The sequence below is a fragment of the Prevotella lacticifex genome, assembly GCF_019973375.1.
GTDB classification, from domain to species: domain Bacteria; phylum Bacteroidota; class Bacteroidia; order Bacteroidales; family Bacteroidaceae; genus Prevotella; species Prevotella lacticifex.
In genome coordinates this window covers 279,355-294,487 of sequence record NZ_BPTV01000003.1, presented here as the reverse complement: position 1 = coordinate 294,487, position 15,133 = coordinate 279,355, and the positions used below count along the sequence as shown (strand labels likewise).

The 15,133-nt window shown below is 50.3% G+C and carries 14 protein-coding genes; 9 read left to right on the top strand and 5 right to left on the bottom strand.

The window, feature by feature from the left end:
* Positions 1-99: 99 nt before the first annotated feature.
* Positions 100-1,590, top strand: a complete 1,491-nt coding sequence (locus tag LDN30_RS15030) for a phosphohexomutase domain-containing protein (protein ID WP_223930099.1) — start codon at positions 100-102, stop codon at positions 1,588-1,590.
* Positions 1,591-1,668: 78 nt separating this feature from the next.
* Here the strand turns inward: LDN30_RS15030 and LDN30_RS15025 are convergent, their stop codons facing one another.
* Both LDN30_RS15025 and LDN30_RS15020 read right to left on the bottom strand, forming a co-directional pair.
* A complete protein-coding gene (locus LDN30_RS15025) occupies positions 1,669-2,157 on the bottom strand; it encodes an exonuclease domain-containing protein (protein ID WP_223930097.1) in 489 nt (162 codons plus the stop codon).
* Between the two features lie 149 nt (positions 2,158-2,306).
* Positions 2,307-3,440: a glycosyltransferase family protein gene (locus tag LDN30_RS15020; RefSeq protein ID WP_223930095.1), complete on the bottom strand. Its 1,134-nt coding sequence runs from the start codon at positions 3,438-3,440 to the stop codon at positions 2,307-2,309.
* 557 nt (positions 3,441-3,997) lie between these two features.
* Here LDN30_RS15020 and LDN30_RS15015 point away from each other — a divergent pair.
* The 4 genes from LDN30_RS15015 to rd all read left to right on the top strand — a co-directional run bounded on the left by LDN30_RS15015 (position 3,998) and on the right by rd (position 8,669).
* Positions 3,998-4,510 carry an NUDIX hydrolase gene (locus tag LDN30_RS15015; RefSeq protein WP_223930093.1) on the top strand — a complete coding sequence of 171 codons (513 nt, stop codon included), beginning with the start codon at positions 3,998-4,000 and terminating at the stop codon, positions 4,508-4,510.
* A gap of 16 nt (positions 4,511-4,526) precedes the next feature.
* Complete coding sequence (greA, locus tag LDN30_RS15010) at positions 4,527-4,991, top strand: transcription elongation factor GreA (protein ID WP_223927053.1); 465 nt, start codon at positions 4,527-4,529, stop codon at positions 4,989-4,991.
* Between the two features lie 1,119 nt (positions 4,992-6,110).
* On the top strand, positions 6,111-8,015 hold the full coding sequence (locus LDN30_RS15005) for an IS1634 family transposase (protein WP_223925324.1): 1,905 nt from the start codon (positions 6,111-6,113) through the stop codon (positions 8,013-8,015).
* Between the two features lie 489 nt (positions 8,016-8,504).
* A complete protein-coding gene (gene rd / locus LDN30_RS15000) occupies positions 8,505-8,669 on the top strand; it encodes a rubredoxin (RefSeq protein ID WP_223927052.1) in 165 nt (54 codons plus the stop codon).
* Positions 8,670-8,925: 256 nt separating this feature from the next.
* On the opposite strand, the gene LDN30_RS14995 is transcribed toward rd, so the two are convergent.
* Both LDN30_RS14995 and recF read right to left on the bottom strand, forming a co-directional pair.
* Complete coding sequence (locus LDN30_RS14995; protein WP_223927051.1) at positions 8,926-9,216, bottom strand: DciA family protein; 291 nt, start codon at positions 9,214-9,216, stop codon at positions 8,926-8,928.
* Positions 9,209-10,327 carry a DNA replication/repair protein RecF gene (gene recF, locus LDN30_RS14990; RefSeq protein WP_223927050.1) on the bottom strand — a complete coding sequence of 373 codons (1,119 nt, stop codon included), beginning with the start codon at positions 10,325-10,327 and terminating at the stop codon, positions 9,209-9,211. The genes LDN30_RS14995 and recF overlap by 8 nt, the downstream gene beginning before the upstream one ends.
* A 121-nt stretch (positions 10,328-10,448) precedes the next feature.
* Here recF and LDN30_RS14985 point away from each other — a divergent pair, with 121 nt between their 5' ends.
* The 3 genes from LDN30_RS14985 to LDN30_RS14975 all read left to right on the top strand — a co-directional run bounded on the left by LDN30_RS14985 (position 10,449) and on the right by LDN30_RS14975 (position 12,117).
* Positions 10,449-11,144 (top strand): tetratricopeptide repeat protein, encoded by a 696-nt coding sequence (locus LDN30_RS14985; RefSeq protein WP_223927049.1) that lies wholly within the window; start codon positions 10,449-10,451, stop codon positions 11,142-11,144.
* Between the two features lie 5 nt (positions 11,145-11,149).
* Positions 11,150-11,626 carry a 6,7-dimethyl-8-ribityllumazine synthase gene (gene ribH / locus LDN30_RS14980; protein ID WP_223927048.1) on the top strand — a complete coding sequence of 159 codons (477 nt, stop codon included), beginning with the start codon at positions 11,150-11,152 and terminating at the stop codon, positions 11,624-11,626.
* A gap of 110 nt (positions 11,627-11,736) precedes the next feature.
* On the top strand, positions 11,737-12,117 hold the full coding sequence (locus LDN30_RS14975; RefSeq protein ID WP_223927047.1) for a hypothetical protein: 381 nt from the start codon (positions 11,737-11,739) through the stop codon (positions 12,115-12,117).
* 15 nt (positions 12,118-12,132) lie between these two features.
* On the opposite strand, the gene LDN30_RS14970 is transcribed toward LDN30_RS14975, so the two are convergent.
* Complete coding sequence (locus LDN30_RS14970; RefSeq protein ID WP_223927046.1) at positions 12,133-13,527, bottom strand: alanine/glycine:cation symporter family protein; 1,395 nt, start codon at positions 13,525-13,527, stop codon at positions 12,133-12,135.
* A gap of 116 nt (positions 13,528-13,643) precedes the next feature.
* On the opposite strand from LDN30_RS14970, the gene LDN30_RS14965 reads away from it, so the two are divergent.
* Positions 13,644-14,198 (top strand): DUF4738 domain-containing protein, encoded by a 555-nt coding sequence (locus LDN30_RS14965; protein WP_223927045.1) that lies wholly within the window; start codon positions 13,644-13,646, stop codon positions 14,196-14,198.
* Positions 14,199-15,133: the final 935 nt, after the last annotated feature.

Genomic DNA, 15,133 nt, shown 5'->3' with positions numbered 1-15,133 from the left:
TTTCCCGCTCTTATTGTTTATTTTCTTTAAAACTTTTGGAGGTCTCGCTTTTTTCCACTACCTTTACATTGTTTAAATCATTATTTATAGCAATCACTAATGAACTGGAAGAAACTTCAAAACGGATCAGACATCCGTGGCGTCGCCCTTGAAGGCGTTGCCGGCGAACATGTGAACCTTACACCGGAAGTGGCCACTGTGGTGGCCAAAGCCTTTACTACCTGGCTTGGACGACATTATCCTTCGGATCATCCGACGTTAGCCGTCGGTACCGACTCGCGTCTCTCTGGCCCGGAACTAAAAAAGGCATTCATCGAGGGCGCTACAGCGGTGGGGCTCACCGTCTACGACTGTGGACTGGCTTCAACCCCGGCAATGTTCATGACTACTGTCGACGACCGTCAGCCGGTAACTGGCGGAGTAATGATCACAGCCAGCCATCTGCCGTTCAACCGCAACGGTATAAAGTTCTTCACCCGCGACGGAGGCCTTGAGAAACAGGATATTGCCGAGATTCTCGACATTGCAGAGAAGGGCGATCTGCCCGAAGCTGCCGACGGAGGCCGTTCAGTCGACTACGATTTCATGACACGCTATAAAGCCCATCTCACCGATTATATACGCCGTGAGGTCAATGCCGCCGACCACGACCATCCATTGGCCGGAATGCACATCGTCGTCGATGCCGGTAACGGCAATGGCGGCTTCTTCGTCGACGTACTGAAGAGTCTCGGTGCCGACACCACCGGCAGTCAGTTTATCAATCCCGACGGCCGTTTTCCGAATCATATTCCGAACCCCGAGAATAAGGAGGCTATGGAGTCGATATGCCAGGCCGTCGTCAACAGCCATGCCGACCTTGGCATCATCTTCGACACCGATGTCGACCGCTCGGCCATCGTCGACCGTCATGGCGATCCCATCAACCGCAACTCGCTCATCGCTCTCATCGCTGCTGTCATCCTCAGCGAGCATCCCGGAAGCACCGTTGTCACCGACAGTGTCACCTCTGACGGCCTCGCTGAGTTCATTGCGGCCAAAGGCGGCAAGCACCACCGCTTTAAACGGGGATACAAGAACGTCATCGACGAGGGCATACGCCTCAACAAAAACGGTGAGGAGTGCTGGCTGGCTATAGAGACATCGGGCCACTGCGCCCTGCGCGAGAACTATTTCCTCGACGACGGTGCTTATCTCGTGGCCAAACTCATTGTCCAGGCAGCCCGTCTGCGCGCTGAGGGCAAGGAACTCCAGGACCTTATCGCCACCCTGCGTCAGCCTGCCGAGAGCACCGAGATAAGGTTTACGGTCACCGCCGCCGATGTCCAGGACTATGGCCGTCGCGTCCTCGACTACGTTAAGGAGACTGCTGCCGGCATCAGCGGCTGGCATCTCGTGGAGCCGAACTACGAGGGCGTGCGTGTCAGTTGTGGCAACGACGACGAGCGCGGATGGTTCCTCCTGAGGATGAGCCTCCACGATCCGGTGCTGCCACTGAACATCGAGTCGGATGTCAAGGGTGGTGTAGAGGCCATCCGTGCGAAAATCTTCGACATCCTGAAGCCGTTCGACAAGCTGACGGTGAAGTAACTATATAATAATGTGGTTGCCTGATAGATGCTGACTTGCTGACTTATAGTATCAGCACCTATGCGTCTATCCGGTGATTCACAATATTTTTAAAGCTATTGCAGCACAAGCCTCGGCATCAGCGAGGGCGTGGTGGTGGTTCTTCAGGTCGTAACCGCAGCGCTCGGCGATGATGTCGAGGTTGTGATGTCCTGCCGGCCACACCTGGCGTGAGCGTATAAGTGTGCAATAGAACGGATAATCGGGGTAGTCCATCTGGTACATGCGAAAGACGGCTTTCAAGCAGTTCTCGTCGAAAGCCTTATTGTGGGCTACGAGTGGCAGACCCTCAATCTTCGGTTCTATCTGCCTCCACACGTCGGGAAAGACCGGGGCTTCCTCGGTGTCCTCACGGCACAAGCCATTGACGCTGGAGCAACGGTAGTTGTAATAGTTGGGTTCGGGATGGATAAGCGAGTAGAAGGTGTCGACCTTTCTCCCGTCTCTGACTACTACAACGCCCACGGCGCAAACGCTGGTCCGCTCGAAGTTGGCGGTCTCGAAGTCTATGGCTGCAAAGTCTTTCATCTTTATCTTGATTTTTTGTTGGCTTAATGCTGTTGTCAAATGTGGGTGTAAAGTTACGAAAAATCTTTGAATGCAGTTATCATCGTCCCACTTTTTTAGCATGTCCTGCACGGCTCTTTCATTTAAATGCTGACTGACATGGCATGACATTACATCATTCCGCTCAGTCCGTTTCGCCATACCGTCAGCTCAGCGTTGACCTGTCCGTCGCAGCTGACGTTCTCGAGGATGGCTATTATCCTCATGGATGCCGAGTCCTCCCACTGTCGGAATGCCTCATTAGTGTGGTAATCCTTCGCGAAATCGAGCAGTCTGTCGAGGTCGAACTCCTCACTTGCTGTTCCCGCCCCATGTTGCTCGGCATCGAAAGCGTTGCATTCCTGCTCGATATGGGCCGGTACCATCAGCGCCGGCTTACCCATATACATCGCCTCGCACACCGACTCGAATCCGCCGGTCGTGGCGTAGGCCATGCATCCGGCAAGGGAACAGATGAACGCTTTGTCGTCGATGAGATGGAACGACAGCGTGTCGTCGATTTTTGTCGCCCTGTCGGCTCCGGCCTTATCCCAGAAAAACTGCATCCTCACCTCCGGATGCCTCTCGTGCCATTGCCTCACCGACTCGGCGAATCCGGCGTTGAGGATGTAGCCCGTGATGTAATCGCCCCGTTGACAGGTGGCCTCCTTGACCTCGTCGCGCATCAGTGGCGGCACGACGGTGAGCTTCTGGTCGGCGGCATCGGTACATGGACTCATCGACAAAGCTAAGACGCGCGAGGCCCCGAGAGCCGTCAGACGGGTGAAGAAGCGCAGCCACCAGCGGCTGTGGGGGTGGGCCTTGGGGAAGGTGAAGTCGGGATGAAGAAACATATACTGGTGTCCGATGCACACCTCCGGTACTGTTGGGCGGAAGAAAGCGTAGGTCAGACTGCACATAATCTCGTAAAAGTTGACCACGATGTCGGCACTGCTGTAGAATATAGCGTTCATGATTGTCATCATGCTCCGTGCGTATTTAGGCAGCCGTACTATATTATATAATGTGGACTTGACGTGTCCGATGTGGCATCCGTCCTTCGAAGGCACAAAGTTCGGACTGCTGAATGTCGTCACCGGAGCCTTGCCCCTTGCCGTGAAGAATGCCGGTAGGGTGCGGCTCCTGCTCTTTCCTACTAACATACCCACGACCTCATGGCCGTTGTCCCTCAGTATCTTCTCTAAAGTGAGGGCCTGGGTCAGGTGGCCGCGGCCCTCACCTTGTATCACAAATAGTACTTTCATTATCCTTTTCTTTTGTTAACCGATGACAAAAGTAGACAGATAATGTTTCTATCTGTTGTCAGATACTTTAAGAAAGTGTGAAAATGATACTTACGAGAGTCTGCAAGATGAAACTTGCGATAGCCGTACGCCGATAAACAAGAAATTGTCTTGTCGGCTAAAAAGCAAAACCGTCAGACTTTACACAAGTCTGGCGGTAAACAGTTCTCCTTTCATTGAGAACGTTCGTGCTTGATTTCAGGTTCATGCCTCACGGCATTCCCCCTCATCAGCATCGAAATGTAACCTGAATTTAAAATCAATCTTTAACCAAAAACTAAACCTATGAATGAAACAATCTCTCTTGTTTCGGAAATTAAAACTAAAAACCTAAATCTATTACTACTAACCTAAACAATCTATTAACCTTTTGACGATGCAAAGGTACAAACGTTTTGTAATTATTGCAAGCGTTTTCCTGTATTTTTTCGTCGACGTTGTTAATTTTTGATTCATATCAATCTGAGTATCAAAACAAATTACTAACTTTGCATCCGTTAACAGAAAAAGCTGACATAATGAGAGATAATCCAAACGAACAACTGCCTGTCGTCGACGAGTCGGGCAACATTCTCGGAGCCGTCACGCGCGGCCATGCCCACGACGGCAGTAAGATTCTCCACCCCGTGGTCCATCTTCATGTATTCAACAGCCGTGGCGATCTCTATCTTCAGCGCCGTCCCGACTGGAAGGATATTCAGCCGGGGAAGTGGGACACCGCTGTCGGCGGACATATCGACCTCGGCGAGAATGTAGAGAAGGCCCTCCGGCGTGAGGTCGGCGAGGAACTCGGCATCACCGATTTCACTCCTGAGAGCCTCGGCCACTACGTCTTTGAGAGTCAGCGCGAGTGTGAGCTCGTCTATGTCCACCGCTGTGTCTACGATAGCGACATCCGTCCGAGCACCCAGGAACTCAATGGCGGTCGTTTTTGGTCGGCCGATGAGATAGCGGAAAATATCGGTAGGGGAGTGTTCACACCGAATTTTGAGAGCGAGTACCAGCGGTTCTTCGCCAAGAAAAACGAATAAACAATACACATTATATATGGAATACATGTCACAGGGCGGTTATGACGAACTGTCCAACGAACTCAATGACCTTATAAAAGTGCGGTTGCCCGAGGCCATCCAGGCCATTTCGGAGGCCCGCGACAAAGGCGACCTCAGTGAGAACTACGAATACCGTGCCGCCAAGCGTGAGCACGGCCGCATCCTCCGCCGCATCAACTTCCTCCAGAAGGTGCTGGCCCACGCCCGCGTGCTGCCCGAGGAACAGCTCAGCAGCGACTCCGTCCAGCTCCTGACAAAGGTGGAAATTCTCAATCTCGGCAATAACAAGCGGATGACTTACACGATCGTCAGTCCTCACGAGGCCAACACACGGGAGCGGAAAATTTCCATCAAATCGCCGATAGCCCGTGCCTTACTGAACAAGAAGAAAGGCGATGTCGTCAATGTACATGTACCTATTGGCACCGTAAAGCTCCGTATCGAGGACATCAGCCACTAACTCCCCGCTGTGCCTCACCACTGACTTCGTCAATGCGCCACCTTGAATCGAGAATAAGTTTTTGGAAAATAGTCACGTACAGACTTTAGCTCCCCATGGAGCTATGGTGCTGAGGTGATGGGGACAGCCTTACGAGCAAGCTCGTCGGCTGCCCCCATCACCTCAGCACCACCCCATACAAAGCCTGCCCGTGACGAAAATCGCTATCGCGTAAAATTGCGCAGAGCGCATAAAATACTCAGCACCCCCTAAATCTGCTCGCAATTATTTTAGAAGGCCCTGATGGTCCCAATTGTCTGTGGACATATTGCATACAGCCAATAATGCCATAAACATATTAAATGAGGGACTGATGAAGATCAGGATCGAGGAGAGAACGAGAAATAGACAAATCATTCATGTACCGCGTTTTACGTTTTACTGACTATTCAGCCGCTTTATTTTATGCGCTATGCGCAATTTTATGCCTTGGCAATTTTCTTCATGTACAGGCTTTGACCCCGAAAGGGGTGCTCCTCATGGAGCGTAAGCCTGTACATGATTTTCTCTTTTCGTATCATCTGGAGATGGCAAGGCAATATGAGTCAGAACAAAGACATTGACTGTCTGCCGCGCTGTTAAGGAGGAGATTCCATAATTCGTAATTGCGTCACCATCAATTGCTGAAATAAGCTTATAACTAACTGATAATCAATGATGACACTTCATCCAACCAAAGATGTGATGAAGTCAGGAAGAAGAAAGGCGACATCGTCAATGTACATGTACCTATTGGCACCGTAAAGCTCCGTATCGAGGACATCAGCCACTAACTCCCCGCTGTGCCTCCCCGCTGTGACCATAGTGGTGGCGCCAGCCCGTGGCCTTAGCCGTGCGTTATGAATGTTTCAGGTACATTCAGATGGTCCTCTCGCCGGTCCGAATTATAATACGTAGAAGTACGGAGCGGCAATGGAACGTGGATAATAGAAATTACTATATTTCCCTTAACCCAAGTTTGACGCTCTAATGTTTTTTTTCAGAATTTTTTCCAGTGTTTATAGGGGTTTGCGTGGTCAAACTGCTCAAAATCGCAATGTAGAACACAGCAATGTCGTAGGGATTGCTTATCTTTGCGGCATGAATTTTACGTCCCAAATACGTTACAACCCACAGACGTGTAAAGACGAGAAGTATTACCGTCTGAAGGAGTCCTATCGCGATGCCAGCGGTAGGGTATGTACTTTGATATTGCTCAATGTCGGGTTTATACATGACCTATCCCCAGAGCAGATAAGAGATGTTGCGCGTGGACTGACGTATCTGTACAATCACCAGAAGGATGTCCAACTTTGGGATGAGAAACTGCAAGGTTACTCGGAAGTGGTTCGTGACAGAGTGCATGCGTACTGGGCCAGACTTGTCGAGGAGGAAAAACTTGATATTGTGGGCAACGCCTACGAGAGAAGCAAGTCCAAGGCCAGGAAACGGATAGATGTTGACACTATGAGGCATACAGACGCAAGGGAAGTCGGCTGCGAATGGCTATGCCTGCAAACGATTCGTAAACTTGGTCTGGATACATTTCTCCGTTCTTTGGGATGGTCTGAGGACAAGGTGAAGGTCACTTTGGCCCATCTTATTACGAGGGCGGCCTATACTCCGTCCGAATTAAAGTCAATATCCATTATAAAAGAGAACTCTGCAGTGTGCGAACTCCTTGACCTTCCTATGGCCAAAATAACTCCAAGGAGGATATATCGAGTTGCCGATGACCTTTATTCCATAAAGGATAAGCTTGAGAAGTATCTTTGCCACAAGACCGACGACCTCTTCAAACCGACCAACCGCATTATGCTCTTCGATCTCACCAACTTTTATTTTGAGGGACGCAAGACCGGCAGCAAGAAGGCTGCCTTTGGCCGTTCAAAGGAGAAACGCAGCGACTGCAAGCTGCTTGTCCTCGCGCTATGCATCAATACTGACGGCTTCATACGTTACAGTGCGGTACTGGAAGGCAATACCGCCGATCCAAAGTCACTTCCCAACATGGTGGACGAGCTTATTGCTGAGAATCCGGCCAAATGTCCCGATAACGAGGGAGTGCTTGTAGTCATTGACGCAGGTATCTCAACTGAAGATAACCTCAAGACTATAAGGGACAAAGGATACAACTATCTTTGTGTATCCCGCAAAGCTCTTACCGAATACACCACCCCCGAGAATGCTCCCAAAGTCACAGTTTGCGATTGCTTGAAGCGCGAGATAACGCTTCAACGCGTAACAACGGCCAAGAATGACGACTGTTACCTCAAAATAGACTCTCCTGCAAAAGCGTTGAAGGAAGAATCCATGAACCGCAAATTCCGTGAGCGTTTTGAGGAAGGGTTGAAAAAAATCAGAAAGAGTACCCAATCAAAACACGGGATAAAAAACTACGGCAAGGTACAAAACAGGATCGGTGCCCTGCAAGGAAAATATCCCTCTATAAGCCGATATTACAATATAAAAGTTGAGGATGACGGACACGACAAAGTCGCTTCTATGACATGGGAGGTCAACATCCCGGACAAGGTGGAATACGGAACATACTTCCTCAGAACCAATGTGAAGAAATTAGATGAGGAAACGACCTGGAACTACTATAATCTTATACGTGAAATAGAATGCTCCAACCGGCAGCTCAAAACCGACCTCAGCCTCAGGCCCATATACCACCAGACTGACAATAGGGCAGACGCACACCTTTTCTTAGGGCTGCTGGCTTACTGGATAGTAAACACCGTGCGCCATCAGATGAAGGTTGCCCGGCGAAAGCAAGGCAAGGATGAGCATGGGCGGGAGCGTTCGACACCGTACTGGTCGGAGATCATGCGGATCATGAAGACTCAAAAAGCAGTTACTACCACAGCAGTAAATGCGCTTGGAGAGGCTGTCGAGACCAGACTGTGCAGTGTGCCTACAGATAGTGCAGCTGAAATCTACGAGTTGTTGAAAATCAGTAAAGTGCCATTTAAAAAAATAAAAATCTGTAGAACACAGTAGGACTTTTTAAAAACACTAAATTGCTGATACAGAACAACTAAGCAAAATACGATGTCAAAGTTGGGTTAAGATTGGGCACATCACTTGTCTGCTTATGCGAGGGCGGGGATGAACCCTGCCATTTGGTTAATGCAGCACTTTGATCATCATCGGTGGCCCGTCTCATCGCCTTCATGGCTGTGGGTATCCGCAATGGACGGTAAACTGTCACCGTCGGGGCTGGTAGTATTGAGTAAGTGTACTGAAGACCCTTTGGCGCATCAGACTCGGGAATGCCGTTCGTAGTCGCTTAGATGTCAGGCCCTTACTGCATAAAAAACTTCTCGGGATAAGCGGATGATGGCCAAGCGTCTTTTCTCTGCTGTTGAGAAATAAATGAAGGAACCGCAGAAACATTCTGAAAATTCCTCCCTAAAATTTGTGACAGTCGGAAAAAAACACTACCTTTACGGCCGATAATTATTGTTTCACTTATTAATACACAACATTATGAAAAAGTATGTATGCGATGTTTGCGGCTATGTTTACGATCCTGAAGTAGGAGATCCAGATAACGGCATCGAGCCGGGCACAGCTTTCGAGGACCTTCCAGATGATTGGGTGTGCCCAGTCTGCGGTGTTGGCAAGGATGAGTTCAGCGCTGAGGAAGACTAATCGGCCGACGTCGGGTCGCTTTGCGGTGCAAACATTGCACCGTGCGAATCGCCTATAGACAAACGTTAGACATTATTAATAATGTAAGGGCGGCACATTCGTGTCGCCCTTTTTCTGCCCTTTACTCATGTCGAAGTCTCTATCAGTGCTCCTTTCCCGTTGTCAGACCCATCTTTCAGCATAACGCGGGGAATGATTTTGGCAGTGCGAAGGAGACCGTCGTTACTACGATGCCGTTGCAGTGCCGACCACGACTTCAGTAGAAACGTATGTCGGTGATAATCATCGAGCCCACAGCCGCATTCAGTTTTGCGACATATTCCGACCGTCTCATCGACAGGTCGGCGCGCAGGGCAGGATTCGGCACCTTTATGAAGAGTACCTGGTTGCGTATGAACCGCTCGCCTGTGTAGCGCGCCACAAGGTCGCCGGCCACCGTCGGCCAGGCTCCGATGAGCCGTCTTTGCAGCAGCGGAGTTTCCAGACCCTCCTGCCGCAGAGTCATATTCAGCAGCTCGTCGATACTTTTTGCGTGCCGTCTAAACATCGTGTTCCTCCTTTCGTTCCTCTATATCTCCGTCGTCGACAGTGAAAATCTTGTATTCTGGACCGCAATGATCCAATATGCGGTCGAGATTCTCCCTATTCGTGTCGGTAATGAAAATCTGTCCGTAGTCCTCTCCGGCTACCAAACCTACTATCTGCTCTACGCGCCGCGAGTCGAGTTTGTCGAAGATGTCGTCGAGCAACAGCAACGGTGTGGCGTGGCTCACCGTCCGCCGGAGGAAGTTGAACTGAGCTAACTTCAGCGCCAGAGCGAAAGTTTTGTTCTGTCCCTGGCTGCCTTCGAGTTTCATCGGGTATCCGTCGATGAGCATTTCCAGGTCGTCGCGGTGAACGCCGTGCAGCGAGTAGCCCACGGCACGGTCTTTGGCACGGTCGCGGCGGATGACGTCGAGGAGGTCGCCGCGCTGTCCGTGCGACACATACCGCAACGACACCTCCTCGCTGTCGTGGGCTATGCGGTTGTAGATAGACCTGAAAACGGGTATGAGCTCGTCGACAAACCGCGTGCGAGCCTCGTAGATGACGCTTCCGCTCTCAGCCATCTGCTCCTCCCAGAGATCGAGGAGCGCCGCGTCGGGCTCCTCCTCCTGCTTGAGCAGACTGTTGCGCTGCTGTAGGGCTTTATTGTAATTCGTCAGCGCTTCGATGTAAGGATGGTCATATTGCGATATAACCACGTCCATAAGCTTGCGGCGCTCCTCGCTGAATCCCTCGATGAGGATAGAGTCCGACGGCGATACGAACACCAACGGGATTAGCCCAATGTGCTGCGACAGCCGGCGATACTCCTTCTTGTTGCGTTTGAAGTGCTTCTTCTGGCCGCGCTTCATGCCGCAGTAAACGTTTTCCTCCTGACCGTCATCGGCTGTGTAGCTGCCGTCGATGACAAAAAAATCGCGCCCGTGGGTGATGAGCTGCGAGTCGCGGGAGCCGAAAGCACTCTTGCAGAACGACAGATAATAGACGGCATCGAGGAAATTGGTCTTGCCAGCACCGTTGTGGCCTATGAGACAGTTGATCTTCGGCGACAAATCGAGATTTGCCGCCTGAATATTCTTATAGTTGACTATGGAAATGCGCTTGAGTATCATAATTATCCAATGCAAAGATACTCATAAAACGGCATTATGCAAAAAAAGTCAGAGATAAATTTCAATATGTGGGATAAAATCATTAATTTTGCGTCCAAAAATAAAAACAAATAAAACTTAAATGGCAAAGAAGAACGAACAGAGCTCAGTTGATGACGCTCTCAATCAGTCAGAGGCTTTCTTCATGAAATACAAGAAAGCCATTATCGCAGCTGTGGTAGCTGTCGTAGTAATCGTGGTTGGTGGCATACTTTATTACAACTACGTTTATGTTCCGGAGGAAGAAGAGGCAAGCACGGCTTTAGCACGTGGCGAACAGTATATGGAGATGGGCGACATTGAACACGCCCTCAAAGGCGACGGAGCCAATTACAAAGGCTTTGTCTACATTGCCGACAAGTATAGCAATACCGATGCCGGCAACCTCGCCAACCTCTACGCCGGTCTGTGCTATGCGCACCTGCAGACTCCCGACTGGAAGAACGCCCTGAAATATGTCAAGGAGTTCGACACTTCAGACGATATGATTATCAGCCCGGCATCGCAGATGGCCCTCGGCGATATCTACGCCAACAACAACCAGCTCGACGAGGCTGTGAAGAGCTTCAAGAAGGCCGCTGAGATGGCCGACGACGAGGCTGCCGACAACCTCAGCACAAGCATTGCTCCGCTGGCACTCCGCAAGGCTGGTATCATCCTTGAGAGCCAGGGCAAGAAAGAAGACGCTCACGAACTCTACACAGAGATCAAGAAGAAGTACGTCACAAGCACTGTCTATCAGGACATTGACAAGTACATCGAGCGCACAGCTAAGTAAGAAATATGGCTACAGCACTTCATAACTTATCCAATTACGACTTCGACAGCGTGCCCGACGCAAGTAATATGTGTTTCGGCATCGTCGTAGCCGAGTGGAATCACGACATCACCGGTGCGCTCCTCGAGGGTTGTGTCAAGACCCTTGAGAAGCACGGTACCATACCCGAGAATATCCATGTGAAGACCGTTCCGGGCAGCTTCGAGCTCATCTACGGTGCACAGCAGATGTGCAAGAACGATGGTTTCGATGCCGTGATAATCCTCGGTAGCGTCATCCAGGGTGAGACACCGCATTTCTCTTACATCTGTCAGGGTGTCACCAACGGCATCGCACGGCTCAACGCCACACAGAATATCCCTGTCATCTACGGGCTCCTGACAACTCTCGACCACCAGCAGGCCGTCGACCGCGCAGGCGGAAAATATGGCAATAAGGGCGACGAGTGCGCAGTCACAGCCATAAAAATGGCAAAATTCTAAGAATTCGATAATCCGTTTTTCACGGCAATAACGGAAACAACAGAAGGGAATGATATTTGTCTTCCGTTGTTTCCGTTATTTCGTTTGTCAAATACAATATTTTCAGCATCATGAAACTACAGCAGTATTTCCAAGCCTACGACTTCGATGAGATCTATCCGCAGATAGGCCTCATGTATCCCAATGCGCGCCACCAGCGCGAACAGTTCCGTCATGCCTACGATATCCTCCTCGGCATCAAACCCGTAAACTCGAAAAAGCAGATAAGGTATCAGCTCATGGAGGACCCCGACACCAACGAGATGTTCTTCGGTGCCGACGATTCCTGCTTCCGTGGACCGTGGGATGTGCTCCTCGGCAAGGAGGTGAAGCGCGAGCCTAAAGTCGACCTCACCGATGTGGAGCTCGTTGCCAATATGCTCCTCAACGTCGTCCTGCAGGGGCGTCATCCGCGTTCCTTCGATGCCGACTACGCTACCATCATACGGTAGAGGGCACCGGCAGCGTCATTCGCTTTCGTTGTCGTCAATCATCTGCTGAATCTCCCAGTCGTCCATCTCCCGGTCGAGGCGTCCGCGCCATAGATATTTACGGGTTTCGTGGACGATAATGCCGTTGAGAGCCAACAGACTGATAAGGTTCGGAATGGCCATAAGGGCGTTCATGCAGTCGGCAAGGTTCCACACCAGGTCGAGGCTGACCACTGATCCCGCGAACACGGCAACGATATACAGCACGCGGTAGACGATTATCCACCGTTTTCCGCTGAGGTATTCGACAGCACGCTCACCATAGTAGCTCCATCCGAGGATGGTGCTGAAAGCGAACGTCAGGAGTCCGAACGACAGCAGCGGAGCCCCGATGTACGGTATGTGGCAGAAAGCCAAATGGGTGAGCTTGGCGCCGTCGTTGGCACTGATATTCGGGTCGGCGATGATGCAGCTCACAATCACGATGCCCGTCAGCGCGCAGATGACAACGGTATCCCAGAATGTTCCCGTCGACGACACCAATGCCTGTCGGACGGGATTCTTCGTTTTGGCCGCTGCCGCCACGATAGGTGCCGAGCCGAGTCCCGACTCGTTAGAGAAGAGGCCGCGGGCTATTCCGTAGCGGGCCGCAAGCATGATAACCGTACCGGTGGCACCACCGGTGGCGGCACGCAGTGAGAAAGCATCCTCGCAGATGAGTTTCACTGCCGGCCACAGAAAATCGTGGTTTACACATAATATATATATACAGCCGACGACATAAAACAGAGCCATAAACGGTACCAGGGCACTGCATACGCGTGCTATGCTCTTCACTCCGCCAAGGATGACGATGGCTGTAAGGGCGCAGATGACGGCTCCCGAAACCCATGTGGGGATGCCCCAGGATGTGTCGGCGAGCGTCGAGATGGCGTTGGCCTGGACAGTGTTGCCAATGCCGAACGATGCTATGGCGGTGAAGAATGCGAAGAGCACGGCGAGCCACTTCCACCCCAGGCCGCGCTCGAGGGCATACATCGGGCCACCGAGCATGCGTCCGTCCTTGGTTTTCACGCGGTATTTGATGGCTAACAGACCCTCGGAGTATTTCGTGGCAATACCGAAAACACCTGTCAGCCAGCACCATAGCACGGCTCCCGGACCGCCGAGGGCCACGGCGGTGCCCACGCCAATGATGTTGCCAGTGCCGATGGTGGCGGCAAGGGCGGTGGCTAAGGCTCCAAACTGACTCACGTCGCCCGATGAGCCCTTGTCGCGGTGAACACTGAGCTTGATGGCCGTGAAAATCTTTCGCTGCGGAAAACGCAGGCGGATGGTGAGAAAAATGTGGGTGCCAAGAAGGAGAATAATCATCGGCCAACCCCAAAGGAAGCCGCTGATTGACGTTAATATTTCGTTGATGGTCTGCATAGTCACTGCTCTTTTTCAGTTAGACAAGTGCAAAGTTAATAAAAAATATGACATATTTTTTCTTTTTGCGTTTATTTTTATTAATTTTGTATCCAAATTCAATAAAACGTAAGTAGATGAGACATATAATGCTCTTAATGTTAGCTGGTTTGCTGACATTCGGACTCACATCGTGCAAGAACAAAAAAGAATCGAAAGACATCATAACGAAGATGCCGACAGAAACGAAGAAGCCGTCGGGGCCATTGACAATGCAGGCCGGAACGATTCCGCCACGTACTGTCAGTTGGATGGGCAGCAACTACCGTATCAGCATCACTCGGCAACCCGATAAAGGTTTGCCGCTTGTGGAGGATGCCTCGGGAAACAAATATTATGATAATAAGGTGCACCTGCTCATCACCCGCGCCGATGGTTCTACGTTTGTCGACAAGACCTATACTCGTGCTGACTTCAGCAAGTATGTCGATGCCGGAGTCGCGAAGAAGTGGGGTCTGACGGGATTCAATTTCGACAATGTCGCCGACGGTAAGCTCACCTTTGCCATCGCCATCGGTTCGCCCGACGAGATGGCCGACAACGAGTTTGTGCCCCTCACCCTGCTTATCGACAGTCAGGGTGGTACCTCAGTGTCGTCGCAGAGCCAGGACAGCGATGATGAGGAGGAGTGATGGTATCCGCCTTGTAACTGCTTGAAAATCAGTCAATACTAAATTTTTCAAAATAAAAGGGAGTCTCAGAGCTCTTACCTCAGGAGCTGCAATTCAGCGCTGTACTTCACCAATCCCCGTGACAAAAGTGGGACTTTACGAAGAAGTCGGTATCACATTGTCTTATAAGAAGATAGGATCTGTTACAGCGAAAAAGACAACGGGGAAGTCTTTTGGTACTTCCCCGCGAGGCGCCATGCCGTAGCATACGCTAAACCCTTGTGGTCTGCTGCAAATATACGACTTTAATTTCAAGTACCAAACGAAAATAGGATATTTTTTCATCATGTGCGCAAAAGAAATTCAATTCCTCTTCGAGACACCCGTTAGCTGCATCTTTGCTCTGATTGCTAAGAAAGGTATGATAACCGCCGTCAACCATTAAGAACTGAACTGCTGGGAAGAATAAATAAAAAGCAGCCCAAAGGCTGCCGGTACAGGAACGGTTACGGTACAGTTCCGCTCGGGGTCATTGCTGACGTTGCAAAAATAAAGATTAATTCTTACTTAACAAAACAATTTAATGGAAATTCTTAATCATTTACGTAAATAAACATTGTAGCAAACAGTCACCCTGACAACCCTTTGATTATTAACTACTTGTGTATATACCCCTTTCTATACCCCGAACTACCCTCATGATATTTGGAATTGGGAAAAATATTTAGTAACTTTGCACCCGAAATAACAATCAACTTAAACAGAGATTCATAAGGCCAATGGTCGCATTCAATGATTGTCGTTTGCGGAAGCGGTACTCATAACTATACATTATTAATATGCCCGTTGGTAGGACGGCCATAAACCTTAACTATAAGCATTCTGCAAAATGCCATTTCAGACAGATTCCTTGTAAATCTATGCTAATACTGGATGCAAGACTTGCCACAAGAAAT